Source organism: Stenotrophomonas sp. LST15-1-1.1 (assembly GCF_040815575.1).
GTDB lineage: Bacteria > Pseudomonadota > Gammaproteobacteria > Xanthomonadales > Xanthomonadaceae > Stenotrophomonas > Stenotrophomonas lactitubi_B.
In genome coordinates this window covers 136,297-151,624 of sequence record NZ_JBFPNJ010000033.1, presented here as the reverse complement: position 1 = coordinate 151,624, position 15,328 = coordinate 136,297, and the positions used below count along the sequence as shown (strand labels likewise).

The following is a 15,328-nucleotide window of genomic DNA, read 5'->3' as shown; positions in this document are numbered from 1 at the left end:
GCATGCGCTTGAAAATCACCGACGCCGGCTTCGCCAAGCTGGTCAATCCGCCGAATACCGGCACCAATGCCGTTCTGGTTACCCAGATCGGACTGACGTCCACTGCGTTCACCCCTTCGGCCGGCCTGACCGCGCTGCCAGGCGAGATCAAGCGGGTCGCCACCTTCGGTGGCCAGGCCGCGGGCGATGACACGCTGCACGTGACCATCCGCGACGACAGCACGACCGCCTATTCGCTGCGCGGCTTCGGCCTGTACCTGGCTGATGGCACGCTGTTCGCCACTTACGGCCAGACCGATCCGATCATGGAAAAGACGGCGGCCTCGATGCTGTTGCTGGCCACGGATGCACGCTTCACCGAAGTGGACATCACCCAGATCCAGTTCGGCAACGCCGAATTCGTCTACCCGCCGGCAACCACCGAGGTGCTGGGCGTGGTCGAGCTGGCCACCAACATCGAGGCGGAAGACGCGGCCGACACCCAGCGCGCGGTGACCCCGCGCGGCCTGCGTGCATTCACCGACAAGCGCTTTGGCGCAGCCGCACCGACTGCACTGGCCAGGACACTGCTGTCTGCCGCAACCACGGCCGCCGCACGCACCGCGTTGGAGCTGAAGGGGGCCGCGCTGAAGGACACCGGCCATGGCAATGGCCTGGATGCCGATACCCTGGATGGCAAGCACGCATCCGCGTTCGCCCTGGCGGGTGACTTCGCTACGGTCGGCCACAAGCATGTCATCGCAGATGTGACCGGGCTGCAGACTGCCTTGGACGGCAAGGCATCCAAAGGCACGAACGGCTTCACCGACCAGCAGTTTGTCGGCGGAACGTTCCCACTGGTGGGCTTTGGCGCCCAGGGGGCAGAGCAATCGTTCATCGGCGGCTGGGCGAACACCGGGCTGTGGCGGGTATGGAGCAATGATCGCGCGGCCAGCAGTGAGATCACCATCAAGCACGGCGATACCCCGCGCTGGAACGGCTCGGCGATGTGGCATGCCGGCAATTTTGTGCCGGAGTCGAAGATGGACGTCGTCGGCGGCAGCTTCACCGGCGCCGTCACGATCAAGAACAATTCATTGCGGATGTCTGGCTGGGGCAGCGCTGCGACGGATGGTGTTGTCTACTTCGGCTCGGGTGACAGCTATCTCTTCAAGTCTGGCGCAGCATTCACCTTCAAGAACGCCGAAGGAGGTTTCAACGCAACCTTGAATGCCGGCGGGACCGTCTGGACAAGTGGGAACTTCGATCCGTCCGAGAAGATCAGCCGGGCAGGCGGAACGATGACAGGGACACTTGGTCACATGTTCGGTGCTGCGGAAACGCAGCAGGTCATGCACGACTACGGATACACAGGCGGTTCCCTGCGATGGCGTGTCGTACTTGATGCGGGCGGACACTATTCCATTTGGCGCTACCCGCCTGGCAATGCGATCCGCACGCTTGCATTCAGCAAGGACAATGGGGGCGCGATCTTTGAAGCCACCATCACGGCTGGCGACAGCATCAAGACATCCGGAGGCAACGCCGCGCTGTGGTTCGCCGATCGTAGCGGAGGCAATGATTGGGCGTGGTACTGCCAAGGCGGCGTCACCCGTCTCAATCGCTCCGGCGATGGAGACAAAGTCACTGTAAACAGCGGTGGCGTCATGTGGACCCAAGGCGGCTACGACCTGGGTTCATCGCGGAAACTCAAGGACATCGACGGCCCGGTGTCGTACGGACTTGCGGCCGTCGAAGCAATGGAACTGGCAGCCGGCCGATACAAGCCCGAATACAACAACGATGGTCGTCGCCGTTTGTTCTTCGTTGCCGAGCAGCTGGCCAGTCTGGTACCGGAAGCCGTAGATCTCGAGGGCGTGGAATTCAGCGGCGAACGCGTCGCCACGGTAAAGCTCGACCAACTGCTTCCGGTCATGGCCAAGGCCATCCAGGAACTGGCCGCCGAAGTGCGTGCGCTGAAGGCGGAGCGCTGACATGGCCAGCGGATATCGCTCTGCAGGCGTCGACTTCGACGACCTGTTCGATCCTTACCTGGAAGGCCCCGTCGCGCAGGATTGCGGCCTGCGCGTGGGCGGCACCGACCTCAGCCGTCGCTACGCCCACATCCAGTACGGCAGCAAACGCGGTGACGTCGGCTATCGCGTCGGTGGCATGGACGTATCGAACCTGTGGGCTGCGCGTGGCAGCGCCAGCTATCGCCTGCCGTTCCATGGCCAGGGCTATTCGGCAAGCAACGGTGCCAAGACCAACTCGACCGGATCGGCATCGGCATCGGTCTCGATCGACATGCTGTCCGATGGCAACTACAGCATCCGTCGAAGTGTCACCGGCGGTGGCAACAACAGCAACACGGTCGTTGCCTCCGGTCGTTGGCTTCCGGCAGGCGCGAATGCCTCCGAGTACGACGTGCAGTTCAGTGTAAGCAACCAGGGAGCGGCGTACTTCAGTAACAGTGCACCGTCGTTCGCCTCGCTGGCGTCTTCGCAATCTGCAGGCGTCTCCATCAGCGTGCCCGCCAGGTCCACCAGTTTTGAAAGCGCCTCCACCAGCATCAACGTCCACCTGCGTCGTGCCGGCGGCAACGCGCAGGTCTCCAGCTTCAGCGCAAGCGTGAGCGCCTCCGGCTGGGTCTGATCGATCACCGGGCCACGGCTGCAATTATCGCCGCCGTCGCCTTTCCCGAAGATATACACGTCGCCTGAATCTGCAGGCACACCACCACACCGAGGAACCTCTCCGAATGACCGAATTTCTCCATGGCGTACAGGTCGTCAACATCGACACCGGTGCCCGCTCGATCGCCGTCGCCTCCACCAGCGTGATCGGCATCGTCGGCACCGCACCGCTGGCTGACGCCGATGCATTCCCCATCAACACTCCCGTCCTGGTGACCTCGCCATCGCAGGCGGCCAAGCTGTCGGCCAAGACCGGCACCGAAGCCGGCACCCTGCCGGGCGCACTGGACGCGATCTTCGACCAGTCGTCGGCCGTCGTGGTCGTGATCCGTGTCGAGAGCGGCGCCTCCGACAGTGCCACCCTGGCCAATGTCCTGGGCGGCGTGAACGCACAGACCGGCGCTTACTCTGGCGTGCACGCACTGCTCGCCGCCAAGTCCATCGTCGGTGTGAAGCCGCGCATCCTGGTGGCACCGGGCTTCACCCACGTGCACCCGGCCGACCCGGCCAGTCCGGACACCGTGCTGGCCAACCCGGTCATCGCCGAGCTGCTCGGCATCGCCGACAAGCTGCGCGCCATCATCATCAAGGATGGCCCGAACAGCAACGACGATTCAGCCAAGACCACCACCGCACTGACCGGTTCCAAGCGTGTCTACGTGGTTGACCCGGCCGTGCTGGTGCAGCAGGGTGAAGCGATCGTCAGCCGCTATGCCTCCGGTGCCGTGGCCGGTGCCATCGCCCGCAGCGACAACGAACGCGGCTGGTGGGCGTCGCCGTCCAACCAGGAGCTGTACGGCATCGTCGGCACTGCGCGTGCGATCGATTTCGGCCTGTCCGATGCGACCAGCCGCGCCAACCTGCTGAACCAGGCCAACGTGGCGACGATCATCCGCGAAGGTGGCTTCCGCCTGTGGGGCAACCGCACCGCCAGCATCGATCCCAAGTGGCAGTTCCTGTGCGTGGTGCGCACCGCCGACATCATCGCCGACAGCCTGGAGGCTGCCCACCTGTGGGCCGTCGACCGCGGCATCAGCAAGACCTACGTCGATGACGTGCGCGAGGGCGTCAATGCCTTCCTGCGCGGCCTGAAGACGCAGGGCGCGATCCTCGGCGGCAACTGCTGGATCGACCCCGACCTGAACGCAGCGGACAGCGTGGCCCAGGGCCGCTTCTACTGGGACTTCGACTTCACCCCGACCTACCCGGGTGAGCAGCTGACCTTCCGCATGCACATGAACAACAACTACGTCTCGGAGATCTTCTAAGCATGGCGCGCAAGATCCGCAAGAACTTCAACTTCTACGTCGACGGCAAGGGTTTTGCCGGCAGCGTGATGTCCTTCACCGCCCCCAAGCTGTCGCTGAAGACCGAGGACTTCCAGGCCGGCGGCATGCTTGCCCCGACGGAGATCGTGCTGGGCCACGACAAGCTCACCGCCGAGGTCACCTTCGCCTCCGATGACGCGGAGATCATGTCCAAGTTCCACGTCATCGAGAGCAAGGAGTACGGCTTTACCGCCCGCGAGGCGCTGGAAGCCGACGATGGCTCGGTCACTTCGGTCGTGCACAACATGCGCGGCAAGGTGAAGACCCTCGACCGCGGCGAGACCAAGGTCGGCGAAAAGGGCACGGTCAAGGTCTCCCTGGCACTGAGCTACTACAAGCTGACCCATGGCGTGCAGGTCGTGCAGGAGATCGACGTGACCAACATGATCGCCCGCCAGGGCGGCGTGGACGCACTGGCCGGCATCCGCGGCGCCTTGGGTATCTGATTCCGGGCACCGCCTCGACGTACACGGGGGCGCACAGCGCCCCCGGATCCACCGCATCTCCATCGACATCCGGGAACACATCCATGTCCAGCAAGACCAAGACCAGCGCCGACACCGTCATCGAACGCGACGGCTACGCCGAAATCACCCTCTCCCGTCCCCGCCAGGTCAACGGCATGGACACTGCCGTGCTGCGCATGCGCGAACCGACCGTGGAAGACATGGAGCGCTACCAGGACGACAAGGGCACCGACGCCCAGCGCGAAGTGCGCATGATCGCCAACCTGTGCGAGATCGCACCGGATGACGTGCGCAAGATGCCGCTGCGCGATTACGCCCGCCTGCAGGCCGGCGTCGCGCTTTTTACCACCTGACCCTGCCGCAGATCAGGCAGGGAACGCTCGCCCTGGCCGGTCATACCGGCTGGGGCCTACGCGAGATCATGACGCTGCGGGTGTCGAAGTTCATCTGGTGGATACAGGGATTGCCGGTACATGGCGAGTAACGTTCAAACGACAACGATCACGATCGGCGGCTCGGTTTCCCGGTCGTTGCAGGACGCACTGTCCTTCAGCAACGATGGCCTGAAACGCCTCGGAGAGGAAGCCGACAAGCTCGAGCGCAAGCTAAATTTCATGGGCAGATCGAGCAACCAGTTCGTCCGCATGCGTGCCGAAGCCGATGCACTGCGCGCTTCGCAGGAAGCGCTGCAGCGGATCGAAGACAAGCGCACCGCGAATCTGGAGAAGCGCGAGAAGCTGGGTTCGGCGTTCGGCAATGCACGCGGCATGCTCGGCAGCGCCATCACCACGCTGGCCAAACCGGTGGAGAACGCCGCCGGCTTCGCGCGCGAGAACCAGGCCATCGGCAACGCCGCCAACCTGACCCGCGCGCAGGTCGCGGCGCTGGGACAGACCATCCTTGCCGAATCCAGCCGCACCCACCAGGGCGCGGGCGAACTGCAGCGTGCGGTCAGCCAGCTGGTCGCTGCTGGTCTCGATGCACAGACCGCACAATCCAGCCTCGGCGCAATCGGCCGCACCACCACCGCTACCGGCCAGAGCATCGACGACGTCACGCTGGCGGCGTCAGGCCTGCAGCAGGCATTGAAGATCAATCCGGCCGGCCTGCAGTCGGCGCTGGATGTGCTGGTCGTAGCGGGCAAGGACGGCGGCCTGGGCCTGAAGGACATGGCCGGCGCGTTGCCTGTGCTGGGCAGCGCCTTCCAATCGCTGCAGATGCACGGCAACGCGGCCGCAGCCACCATGGGCGCTGCCCTGGACGTTGCCCGCCAGGGAACCACCGGCGCAGACGAAGCGGCCGGCAACATGCAGCGCTTCATGGCCAGCATCCTCTCGCCTGACCTGCAGGCCCGTGCCAAGAAGGGCTTCAAGCTGGACCTGCGCAGGATCATCAGCGAGGCGCAGAGCAGCGGCGGCAACCCGTTCGACGCGGCAATGCAGGGCATCATCCAGGCCACCGCGGGCGATCAGGCGAAGATCGGCAAGCTGTTCGGCGATGCGCAGGCGCAGAACTTCGTGCGCCCGATGATCCAGAACTGGGACGAGTACACCCGCGTCCGCGACAAGGCGCTGTACGCGTCGGCAGGCACCACCGATGCCGGCTTCGCAGCGAAGATCCAGACCGATCCAGAGAAGATCGAAGGCGCGAAGATCGCCGTGGACAACCTGTCCAAGGCCTTCGGGACCGCGCTGCTGCCAGCCGTTGGCGAAGCAGCAGTGAAGCTGACCGAGCTGCTGAACGGTGTTGCATCGTTCGTGCAGGAAAACCCGAAGCTGATCGCCAATACCACCCAGGTTGTGGTCGGCCTGATGGGCATGCGTACCGCCGTGCTCGGCGTGCGCTACGCCTGGACGTTCCTGCAGGGCCCGATCCTGGCGGTGCAGAAGGCCTTCGAGCTGTTCCGCGGCGGCAGCCTGCTTGCGCAGATGGGGCAGTTCGGCCCCACCGCCATGCGCCTGGCATCGGGCTTCCGCGTGGTCGCGACCGCCGTGGGCGCGATTGGTGGTGGTCCCATCGCCATCGCGGTCGCCGCCATCACCGCCGGTGCACTGCTGGTGCGCAAGTACTGGGAGCCGATCAAGGCCTTCCTCGGTGGCGTCTGGGACGGCCTCAGCGGCGCCGGAACCGCCGCCGTGGGCGAACTGATGCGCGCCGTCGAGCCGCTGCGCCCGGCATGGGAAGCAGTCGGCGGCCTGCTGAGCCAGGCGTGGGACTGGCTCTCCAAAATGCTGGCGCCCGCGCAGTACACCGGCAACGAACTTTCGCGCGTCGCGGAAATTGGCTCGCTGGTGGGCACGGCACTGCTGGCCAATTTCCGTCTGGTCATCCAGGTCGTCGGGGTTGTGGTTGAAGCCATCTCCCTCCTCGGTGATGTCATCGGTACGGTCGCTGGATTCATCTCCGTCACGTTGGGCGGCGTATGGGACTGGATCTCCGAGAAGGCCACTGCAGCTATCGGCTACATCATGGCCGAGCTGGCTCCGCTGATGAACTTCGTCGGCGGGGTGATGGACAAGGTCGGCAGCGCACTTGGAATGGCCAAAGACAAAGCCGTGGATGGTGCTCGCATCGCAGTGGGTGCAGCCAACGGCGCGGCCGCCGGCTACGCCGCCGTCAGGGATGGCAAGGTCGCGATGCCGCCCGTGCGCTTTACCGTAGGCGGCTTGCACAGCGGCGTGGTGGAGCGACGTACACCTGGATTGCCGGCGCCGTCCCAGGGCCGCACTGCACCGCCGATGCCCTCCTCTGCCACCGCACGCGCACCCACCACCGTGCAACAGCAACAGACCAACAACATCACCATCCACCAGCAACCGGGTGAATCCAGCGAGGCGCTGGCACGGCGGACCGCCAACGCGCTGCAGCACCAGCAGGCCGTGCAGGCCCGCGCCACCCTGGGAGACAGGAACTAAGCATGAAGCGCGAGTTCGTAACCGGCGCAGTGGACAAGCTGCTGTCGCAATTCAAGAGCAACGATTCCGGCAACGCACCGGTACTGCTGATGCTGGGTGGATTCAAGTTCAGCCTCAATACGGCTGTATTCCAGCAGATCCAGCAGTCCAACGATTTCCGCTGGCAAGCCCAGGATCGCGTCGGGCAGATGGCTGCCCTGCAGTACACCGGCCCGGGCTCGGCCACCATGACCCTGCCAGGCATTGTCTATCCGCTGTTCCGTGGCGCCGGCAACGAGATGTCGCAACTGCGCAAGCTGGCCAGCCAGGGAAAACCGCAGCGTCTGCTGACGGGCAAGGGCGGCAACCTGGGTCTGTGGGTCATCGAGAAGATCGACGTCACCTCCAGCGAATTCACCGTCGACAGCCAGATCCAGAAGCAGGACTTCACACTCACTCTGCGGAAACACAGCGATGGCACGAACGTATAACACCCGCGACGGCGACGTCGTCGACCGCATTGCCTACGCGCACTATGGCGAACAGTCACCGGCGATCCTGCGCGCGGTGTTCGATGCCAACCCCGGCCTGGCCGCGCGCGGCCCTGTGCTCACTGCAGGCGTGGCGATTGTCCTGCCGGACGTGCAGCGTCCCGCCAATGAACGCAAGGGAGTATCGCTGTGGGATTGAACATCGCACCCGCGTTCCGCGTGGTGGCCAACAGCCAGGACATCACCGACAAGATCATGTCGCGCTTCAAGTCGCTGCGCATCACCGACGAGACCGGCAACAGCTCCGACACACTGGAGCTGCAGCTGGCCGACCATGATCCGAACGACCCGATCCAGCTGCCACCGGTGGGCGCGGAGCTGGAGGCCTTCATCGGCTACGACGGCGAAGTGCGGCGCATGGGCCTGTACATCTGCGATGAAGTGGAGATTTCCGGCTATCCCGGCAGCATGACCCTGCGCGCGCGCGCCGCGCCGTTCGAAACCAGCAAAGGCGGCAAGAACGATCTGCAGACACAGAAAACGCGCACCTGGAAGAAGGGCACGACGATCGGCGACATGGTCCAGCGGATGGCGGCCGAGCACGGACTGACCGCGGCGGTGAGTGCGTCGCTGGCATCCATCGTGCTGCCGCTGACCGTGCAGTCGCAGGAGTCGGACATGAACCTGCTGCTGCGCCTGGCCAAGCAGCACGACGCCATCGCCAAACCGGGCGGCGGTCGACTGGTGCTGGTCAAACGTGGCGAATCGACTACCGCCAGCGGCGAACGCATTCCGGACGTGACCCTCACCCCGGCCGATGGCAGCAGCTACCGCGTCACCATCGCCACCCGCGACGATGCCGGCACCACCATCGCCTACTACCGCGACGTGCGTGGCGCCCAGCGCCAGGAAGTGAAGGTGGGCAGCGGCGAGCCGATCGCGCGCCTGCGCATGGCCTACGCCGACCGCGAATCCGCCGAAGCCGCCGCGCGCGCCAAGCACCGCGAGCAGGCGCGGCAGACGCGCACGCTGAGCTACAGTCTCCCAGGCCGCCAGACCCTGATGGCCGAGGCTACCGTGGTGATGCAGGGCTTCCGCGACGGCGTGGATGGCGAGTGGCTGGTCAAGCGTGCCGAGCACAGCATCGGCAGCGACGGCTATCGCACCAGCATCGAGTGCGAACAACCCAACAGTGCCGACTCAGTGAAGGCCGCCAGCAGCGCAGCAGTCAAGCAGACCCCGCAGGTGGGCAGCGAAGTGTAGATCCACGCCACGCGTGGATTGCCCCCCAACCCCTGCCGGACTCCCTGTAGATCCACGCCATGCGTGGATGCGCTTCTCACCTCAACTTACGTACTGCGCCACCCCGTCACCGAACGACCAGTTCTCCTTCTTCACTTCCACCAGATTGATGAACACATCCTCGCGGCGGATACCCACCGCCGCGTGCAGGCCGTCGGCAATACCGGCATACAGCGCCTTCTTCTGCTCCAGCGTGCGCCCTTCGTTCCAGGTGATCTGGATGCAGATGAAGTCATCGGTGCGGGCGATGCCCAGGTAACCCGGGTCGAACACGAGCGTGTCGTCGTCGTGCTCGTGGAAGATCTGGAAGCGATCGTTTTCCGGCACGCCGACCGCGCGCATGGCCTGGTAGATGGCTTCGCCGACACGCTGGCGGTACTCGACGGATTTACCTTTGCGAAGATCGATGCGGGCGAGCGGCATGGTGGCATTCCAAGGATGGGAGGGGCACAACAATGGCCCGAGATTACGCCCGCCAAGGGCGCCGGAACAGCGCATGGATGGAACCCTCTGCCTCCATCCGTGACATGTTCCCGCCAGAACTGCGCGAGGTGACGCGATCGCCGTGGTGGCGTTCCTGCGGAGTCGTCATGTGCACGCCTGGCAGGGGCGGCGATTTACGCCATCAGTGATGGGCTGCCCAGCGGGCTGGTGCTCGACGGCACAGAACAGAACACGCTTGGCCTGCTTAGGGGTAGTTGAGAACTTTCCTTACAGACCGACGTGATTGTTCGACTTGATGATCGCCACGCCGAGGCAGATTGCCTGGGCCGGGATTGGCGTCTCGAATAAACGAACAGGCTTCAAGGACTGCGAGAGCAATCGCAGTTGAGAGAATGCACCGACTGCCCTCAATGGCGGGCGGTGTGTGGGGATCGCAAGATCCGCCAGGCCTTCTTCTCCCTTGAAGCTTGTTTGCCTTGGCACGCCAACCCGCACCGCCCGCCACCTTCAATCTGGAAGGTGGCCTACGCCAGTGAGGGTTTCGCCATGACCAACAACACCTTCCTCTTCCCGAGCCTGCATGCCCTGATCGGCGACATCGCCAGCGACGTTCCCAAAGACCTCGCACGCGAGATCGAGTGCGCACTGAAGGAGCAGTTCCCCTCCGCGCAGCCGATGTTCTTCACCTTCCTGGATGCGATCCGCAGGGGAGAGGGCGAAGACGGCCAGCCGTGCACCACGCAGATGCTCAACGCACACACCCTCGCCTCCCTCGGCCGTTCACTGTCCGCACTGACCGCCGTGCTCGATCTTCTGCACGCGGCAGAGCGCGCACGCGTGGACGGAAATACCGACGAGCAGATCGGCGACTTCCATCGAAATGGTCTGCTGCTGGCCGCGCGCCAGATCGCGCATGCCGCGCTGACAGGTCTCGGCGACGCGATCACAGCCGTGGCAAACAAGCCCGGCTAAATCGCAGGCAACAGAAAAGCCTCATTGTCGGGGACGATCGACACCGTGCGCGATGCGCGCGCCGATTACGTGGCCCACATGCGCAGGCACACCCTGCGGCACTGCTGGATTACAGATGCCTTTGTCGGGGATATGGACCCGCTCACGGTTGTGCGACTTGTCGGAGCCTCGCTTGAAATGAACTAGAAGCACTACGGCCCCCTGACACAGCGCGGCACGCGACAAACGGGCGGGCCTGTCCTTCCTGTAGATCTTTCGATAACCCAACAAAATGCCCCCGCCAACTGGCGGGGGCATTGTCGTTCCATGACGGGAAGCGCTGACTTCCGCCGACGAGGTTTCAGGTTAAGCCGCCCGAGGGCGGATGTGCTCAATGGAATCAGCCAGTTCGCGACGGGCAGTTTCCAAGTCAAAGTTCGTCTGCAGGTTCAGCCAAAGCTGCGCCGTTGTTCCGAAGTAGCGCCCAAGGCGTAGTGCTGTATCAGCGGTGATGCCGCGACGGCCGGCGATGATGTCCGACACACGGGCGGGTGTTACCTCAATTGCCGCAGCCAAGGCGCGGGCGGACATGCCTAGTGGGGACAGGAAGTCCTCGCCCAGGATTTCGCCAGGGTGAACCGGTGGGAGCGCGTTGGCGACATTCTTGTTCGCGATAGCGTTCTTCATCATTGTTTTGCCGCAAGGGGTGAGCCCTGCAGCGTCTCCTATCAGTGGCCGAGGCTACCCGGCCGGGGTGTGGAATTGGCCGGAGCTATCCGGCCGGTGCGTGGATTGGGCCGCTAAGCCCTTCGGCGGCGCCGGGTTGCCGCCCGGCGCTGCCGCATTTCTCAGTGGTAATCGGTGACTTCTACATCGTAGGCGTCACCGCCTTCCCACCTGAAACAGATTCGATACTGGTCGTTGATCCTGATGCTGTACTGCCCTTGGCGATCACCCTGCAACTGCTCCAGCCTGTTGCCGGGCGGGGCTCGCAAGTCCCCAAGTTCCACCGCCGCTTTCAGGTATTCAAGGCGTCTTTGAATCTGCCTCTCGATGCTCGCCCAAGCCCTGACGCGCTTGCCTTGGGCGATCTTCTCCGTGTCCTTATCCGCATACGTCTTAATCATCGGCACTTCCTTTGTCAGCGCGGGTGTATCGTATACCGATACGCGATCCAGTGCAACCCCGTATCTAGTCGCTCACGGTCATCGCGCCATGGGCCGGGCAATGCGGCGTGCCAACTTCCAACCACTTCGACGTGAGCCGTAGCGCGCAACTGCATTCATGGCAGCAAGCTTTGTGAAGACACTTCGTCTGCTTCGTGGGCCGGAACTCGCCCGCGCTCGCCCCACCGATCTCTGGCACCGGAACCACAACGCCGTCACCCTTGCGCCTAGCGGCGGTGCCCCCTGCTCCAGCGCATAGCGGAATGCGGCAGCGGGCCAACCTCTGGCAGCCGGCTTTCGAACCACTCCAGCTTTCCAGTCGACGGTGCCGCAGTGGGGGTGCCAATGGGGCAGCCCTGGTCAGCTTTCCGCCCGCTGCTCAATGCCTACGGTTCGATCATCGACGTGAAAGCCCCGGCGCCATGGGCAAGCTGCAAGCGCAGATCGACAAGGACAAGAAAGCGATTGGCTACGGGCTATCCGTGAGCGACCTGTCGCCCCTGACACCACGTCACGGGTGACAAATGGTGCAGCGGGCGCAGGGCTGCAGGGGGCGCACCTGATGCACCACGCTCACCAGTGCACCAGGTTCACCACCGCCGTACGCCACCGAGCCCCGACTGCACTGGCCAGGACGGACGCGATGCTCGACCTGGTGAAGCAGCTCCGCGGCATTCGGCCAGAAACAGCCTATGCACTAGCTGCTCGGGGCGCGCGCTGCCGCCAAAGTCGTGGAGCAGCAGCAAGCGGCTACTACAACCTGCTGCTGGTTCCAGCGGAACGGAGGGATAAGTGAGCGGTCAGGAACCAAGCGCTGCCCAGGGCAGCAGTCTTCCGACTTCGATCACAGAAGTGCGCGAGAGCTTGGAGGCGACAGGTCACTACGTGACGATCGATGGTCGGGTAACCGAACAGACTGCGGCAACGCTGATCCCGTGCCCTGTCAGCCGCCTTCGAAGATGGCGACTGGAGGGAAAGGGCCCCCGCTTCTTCCAGCCCGCCAAAACGCCTTGGTACTACTTGGGCGACCTGCTTGCATGGATCGAATCCGGCGAGAGCTTCCGCTGAGGGGCTAATCGACTACACATCCGATATACATGGGGACGCACCTCTGCTCTAGGATACGTCTGACAATACAGCCCTAGAGCAGCCGGAAAACGCTATGTCACTTCTCCGAGATATCCAACAGGCCGCAGTCGACTCTTCGATCCCACTCTCGGACTTGCTCCGCAAATGCACACTACTGGCTGCGCGGCTTCGGAATGAAGAGTTGAGATCCTGGGTTGCAAACGAACTCAACGGTTACAACTCCAAGGACGAACTGCCTCCCTACCGGATTGCGAATGTTATCTCTAAAGGTCATTTTTCTGGACCTTTTCAGTCAGGCCTTAGAAACGCAAACATCCCCTTGTCTTGCTTGCCAAGCGATTTCCAAGCGATGCTCAGCCACACATACATCCAAAGTGGAATCGCTGCGCTTGAGAGCCTTGTGAGCAACGCAAGCGGGGGCACCCTGCAGGAGCCTTGGAACCCTGACCTTGTGGCACATTTTGGACAAGAAATTTATGACGGCATGAACTGCATGGAGGCGTGGAAGGTAATTCCGGTCGCAGCGATTGTGGGTGTTCTAGACACGGTTCGTACGAAGGTCCTAAATTTCGCTATCGACATAGAGGCGGCTGCGCCAGAAGCGGGGGAGGCGCCGCCGAACTCTGAACCTATCGCGCAAGACCGAGTACAGCAGATTTTCCATACGAACATCTACGGAACTGTGCAGAACGTCGCAAACGGAAGCCCAGGAACGACCCAGACAGCCACGTCGGTACACAATGAGTCCGCCTTGTTCACAGAGCTTCTGGAGGCAATTTCGACCTCTGCGGCCGATCAAGTCACCATCCAACGGCTCACTCAGACAGTTGAGGAAATGCGCTCGGCTGGGAACAAGAAGAGCTTCCACGAGGCATACGTTAGGTTTGTCTCGACCGTATCAGATCACATGCAGATCATAGGAACCGCGGTTGCCCCCTTCCTACCGCAGCTCGCTGCACTTGCGAGCTAGAGCATTTGCAACGGTGCTCTTGATAGGGTCGCAGCCGCGTGCCGACCGTCGCAATTTGTGCTGCGCGGCGGTTACATTCTGATCGACGCCCAGCTGCATAAGCACTGTAAGTCAGTGAGAGAGGCGCCGCCCTCGGCGGTGTTCGAAGTACGCAATGGCCGCAAGCGCGCCACCTGCAGTAAGAAGCGCATCCGACGCCATTGAGCTGGCCCAGGGCGAGCACGGCCTTAACCCTGTCAGTGAGACAAAGGGGCGACGCAGGAGTGCGTCGCCCCTGCATCAGCTACTCAACCCATTGTTGAGTTGACTTGTCCCACATCAACGCGCCAGCAGCGATCGAGCTCACTAGCCTGGCCCCGTGGATGCAATCGCTTCGGTTCTTGTACCCCTCGCCGCTATCGGCAATGAGTTTGCTGTTCTGCGCGTAGAGCTGCCAGCGGAACTCACCGGCCTTGTCCTTGTAGATCACGAACTGCTGAGGATGTCCCGTCATGCCGTTCTCCTTTGACCGCAATGGTCGGGGCGAATATATGTGACAGCGATCACAGCTCGCCATGGACAAGCCTGTGGATAACATGTTGAAAAATTGCCAGCGGGGGCCCCTGCAGTTGTCCACAGCCACCGGGGGGAATTCGGACCCCGGTTCGCGACAGTTTTTCGGCCCTTAGGGATGCTCCACCACAGGTCACCCCAAAACGAGGTTTCTCCCGGGGAAAAGTGCACTTCTTGGACCTGTGCGTCTTGTACATCGGAACCCTATTCAACCCCGCGGCATGCTCAGATCCTCCTGGCCGCAATCCGGGCTACGGAAGTGCGCATTCCTACGCACTCCGAGGCGGCTCGGCATGGCCGCTTGGGATGAAATGGAACAGTCCTCACGGCCTGCCGCCATGCCTCGAATCGAGATCGACCTCCCCCAAGTTGTCAGCGACACCCTCTGCGACGCAGCGGCTGCAGCCGGCATCCCTCCGGCCGAGCTCCTCGCGGATGCGCTGCGCTGCCTGCCTGCCTTCCAGCGGGCGCTGGCGGCCAGGCCCGAACGGCTGCCCGCATTCGCCCACTCACCCAGGAGCTAACCGTGGCCGATCAAACCCACGATGTCCCGCAAACCCTTATCAAGCTGGAACAGCTGCGGATCCGCAGCGATCTGCATAGAGCCGCACGCGACGCACTGAACGAGCGCCGGAAAGATCTTCGCGCCCATCGGCGGGAAATCGAAGAACAGATGCGGGTTGAAGCCAAAAGCTTCAGCGGCCCGCAACCCGCCATAGGGAGCGCCCCCATGCGTGGTTACGACGCCGGCGTCCGTCAGGGCGGAAGCATTAGTTTTTCGAGTACCGCCAGCACGTTGACCCTCGATGAGCACCGGGAGAAGAGGCTCGCGGTGATGGAACGTCACTTGGCCGCGGTCGATGCCGTAGCCGTCGTCGTGGAAGCCGCACTCGCTGAAACGGAGCGGACCAGCGGCGACGTCTCGGCGTTCCGAGCCGCCGAGTCCCACCTTCAGAAAACGCTGGCCGATTGGGGCTTGAGCAGCTAACCAGGAGAAGA

16 protein-coding genes are annotated in these 15,328 nt (G+C 63.3%); 12 read left to right on the top strand and 4 right to left on the bottom strand.

Translation table 11 applies throughout. From position 1 onward, the window contains the following. The first annotated feature begins 2 nt into the window (after positions 1–2). The 9 genes from MRBLST15_RS19645 to MRBLST15_RS19605 all read left to right on the top strand — a co-directional run bounded on the left by MRBLST15_RS19645 (position 3) and on the right by MRBLST15_RS19605 (position 9,118). A complete protein-coding gene (locus tag MRBLST15_RS19645) occupies positions 3–1,973 on the top strand; it encodes a tail fiber domain-containing protein (protein ID WP_367787481.1) in 1,971 nt (656 codons plus the stop codon). Between the two features lies 1 nt (position 1,974). Then, on the top strand, positions 1,975–2,634 hold the full coding sequence (locus MRBLST15_RS19640; RefSeq protein WP_367787479.1) for a hypothetical protein: 660 nt from the start codon (positions 1,975–1,977) through the stop codon (positions 2,632–2,634). A 106-nt stretch (positions 2,635–2,740) separates the two neighbouring features. Further along, on the top strand, positions 2,741–3,943 hold the full coding sequence (locus MRBLST15_RS19635) for a phage tail sheath C-terminal domain-containing protein (protein WP_367787477.1): 1,203 nt from the start codon (positions 2,741–2,743) through the stop codon (positions 3,941–3,943). Between the two features lie 2 nt (positions 3,944–3,945). Next, positions 3,946–4,449 carry a phage major tail tube protein gene (locus MRBLST15_RS19630; RefSeq protein WP_093817501.1) on the top strand — a complete coding sequence of 168 codons (504 nt, stop codon included), beginning with the start codon at positions 3,946–3,948 and terminating at the stop codon, positions 4,447–4,449. A gap of 83 nt (positions 4,450–4,532) precedes the next feature. Continuing rightward, positions 4,533–4,823 (top strand): phage tail assembly protein, encoded by a 291-nt coding sequence (locus MRBLST15_RS19625; protein WP_265951871.1) that lies wholly within the window; start codon positions 4,533–4,535, stop codon positions 4,821–4,823. Positions 4,824–4,943: 120 nt separating this feature from the next. Then, positions 4,944–7,385, top strand: a complete 2,442-nt coding sequence (locus tag MRBLST15_RS19620; RefSeq protein WP_367787474.1) for a phage tail tape measure protein — start codon at positions 4,944–4,946, stop codon at positions 7,383–7,385. A 2-nt stretch (positions 7,386–7,387) separates the two neighbouring features. After that, positions 7,388–7,855 carry a phage tail protein gene (locus MRBLST15_RS19615; protein ID WP_089239182.1) on the top strand — a complete coding sequence of 156 codons (468 nt, stop codon included), beginning with the start codon at positions 7,388–7,390 and terminating at the stop codon, positions 7,853–7,855. Continuing rightward, positions 7,839–8,054 carry a tail protein X gene (locus MRBLST15_RS19610; RefSeq protein ID WP_089239180.1) on the top strand — a complete coding sequence of 72 codons (216 nt, stop codon included), beginning with the start codon at positions 7,839–7,841 and terminating at the stop codon, positions 8,052–8,054. The genes MRBLST15_RS19615 and MRBLST15_RS19610 overlap by 17 nt, the downstream gene beginning before the upstream one ends. Beyond that, entirely contained in the window at positions 8,045–9,118 is a 1,074-nt protein-coding gene (locus MRBLST15_RS19605) for a phage late control D family protein (protein WP_367787472.1), read from the top strand. The genes MRBLST15_RS19610 and MRBLST15_RS19605 overlap by 10 nt, the downstream gene beginning before the upstream one ends. Positions 9,119–9,199: 81 nt before the next feature. Here the strand turns inward: MRBLST15_RS19605 and MRBLST15_RS19600 are convergent, their stop codons facing one another. Next, positions 9,200–9,580, bottom strand: coding sequence for a tautomerase family protein (locus MRBLST15_RS19600; protein WP_265951868.1), 381 nt, complete (start codon positions 9,578–9,580; stop codon positions 9,200–9,202). A gap of 405 nt (positions 9,581–9,985) precedes the next feature. On the opposite strand from MRBLST15_RS19600, the gene MRBLST15_RS19595 reads away from it, so the two are divergent. After that, a complete protein-coding gene (locus tag MRBLST15_RS19595; protein WP_367787470.1) occupies positions 9,986–10,573 on the top strand; it encodes a hypothetical protein in 588 nt (195 codons plus the stop codon). 345 nt (positions 10,574–10,918) lie between these two features. On the opposite strand, the gene MRBLST15_RS19590 is transcribed toward MRBLST15_RS19595, so the two are convergent. Next, the gene (locus tag MRBLST15_RS19590; protein ID WP_059063310.1) at positions 10,919–11,239 is read right to left on the bottom strand and encodes a HigA family addiction module antitoxin; all 321 of its coding nucleotides are present in this window, start codon (positions 11,237–11,239) and stop codon (positions 10,919–10,921) included. A gap of 161 nt (positions 11,240–11,400) precedes the next feature. After that, positions 11,401–11,679 carry a type II toxin-antitoxin system RelE/ParE family toxin gene (locus MRBLST15_RS19585; protein WP_059063257.1) on the bottom strand — a complete coding sequence of 93 codons (279 nt, stop codon included), beginning with the start codon at positions 11,677–11,679 and terminating at the stop codon, positions 11,401–11,403. Between the two features lie 1,201 nt (positions 11,680–12,880). On the opposite strand from MRBLST15_RS19585, the gene MRBLST15_RS19580 reads away from it, so the two are divergent. Beyond that, the gene (locus MRBLST15_RS19580; RefSeq protein WP_367787467.1) at positions 12,881–13,777 is read left to right on the top strand and encodes a hypothetical protein; all 897 of its coding nucleotides are present in this window, start codon (positions 12,881–12,883) and stop codon (positions 13,775–13,777) included. Between the two features lie 283 nt (positions 13,778–14,060). Here the strand turns inward: MRBLST15_RS19580 and MRBLST15_RS19575 are convergent, their stop codons facing one another. Beyond that, positions 14,061–14,270 carry a YegP family protein gene (locus MRBLST15_RS19575; protein ID WP_166472666.1) on the bottom strand — a complete coding sequence of 70 codons (210 nt, stop codon included), beginning with the start codon at positions 14,268–14,270 and terminating at the stop codon, positions 14,061–14,063. Between the two features lie 585 nt (positions 14,271–14,855). Here MRBLST15_RS19575 and MRBLST15_RS19570 point away from each other — a divergent pair. Continuing rightward, on the top strand, positions 14,856–15,317 hold the full coding sequence (locus MRBLST15_RS19570; protein WP_367787465.1) for a hypothetical protein: 462 nt from the start codon (positions 14,856–14,858) through the stop codon (positions 15,315–15,317). Positions 15,318–15,328: the final 11 nt, after the last annotated feature.

Bases quoted from the DNA above. Each gene is read 5' to 3' on its own strand.
- MRBLST15_RS19580 (WP_367787467.1), top strand. From the start codon at position 12,881: ATGTCACTTCTCCGAGATATCCAACAGGCCGCAGTCGACTCTTCGATC.
- MRBLST15_RS19600 (WP_265951868.1), bottom strand. From the start codon at position 9,580: ATGCCGCTCGCCCGCATCGATCTTCGCAAAGGTAAATCCGTCGAGTAC.
- MRBLST15_RS19625 (WP_265951871.1), top strand. From the start codon at position 4,533: ATGTCCAGCAAGACCAAGACCAGCGCCGACACCGTCATCGAACGCGAC.
- MRBLST15_RS19645 (WP_367787481.1), top strand. From the start codon at position 3: ATGCGCTTGAAAATCACCGACGCCGGCTTCGCCAAGCTGGTCAATCCG.
- MRBLST15_RS19640 (WP_367787479.1), top strand. From the start codon at position 1,975: ATGGCCAGCGGATATCGCTCTGCAGGCGTCGACTTCGACGACCTGTTC.
- MRBLST15_RS19635 (WP_367787477.1), top strand. From the start codon at position 2,741: ATGACCGAATTTCTCCATGGCGTACAGGTCGTCAACATCGACACCGGT.
- MRBLST15_RS19620 (WP_367787474.1), top strand. From the start codon at position 4,944: ATGGCGAGTAACGTTCAAACGACAACGATCACGATCGGCGGCTCGGTT.
- MRBLST15_RS19590 (WP_059063310.1), bottom strand. From the start codon at position 11,239: ATGAAGAACGCTATCGCGAACAAGAATGTCGCCAACGCGCTCCCACCG.
- MRBLST15_RS19610 (WP_089239180.1), top strand. From the start codon at position 7,839: ATGGCACGAACGTATAACACCCGCGACGGCGACGTCGTCGACCGCATT.
- MRBLST15_RS19575 (WP_166472666.1), bottom strand. From the start codon at position 14,270: ATGACGGGACATCCTCAGCAGTTCGTGATCTACAAGGACAAGGCCGGT.
- MRBLST15_RS19630 (WP_093817501.1), top strand. From the start codon at position 3,946: ATGGCGCGCAAGATCCGCAAGAACTTCAACTTCTACGTCGACGGCAAG.
- MRBLST15_RS19615 (WP_089239182.1), top strand. From the start codon at position 7,388: ATGAAGCGCGAGTTCGTAACCGGCGCAGTGGACAAGCTGCTGTCGCAA.
- MRBLST15_RS19585 (WP_059063257.1), bottom strand. From the start codon at position 11,679: ATGATTAAGACGTATGCGGATAAGGACACGGAGAAGATCGCCCAAGGC.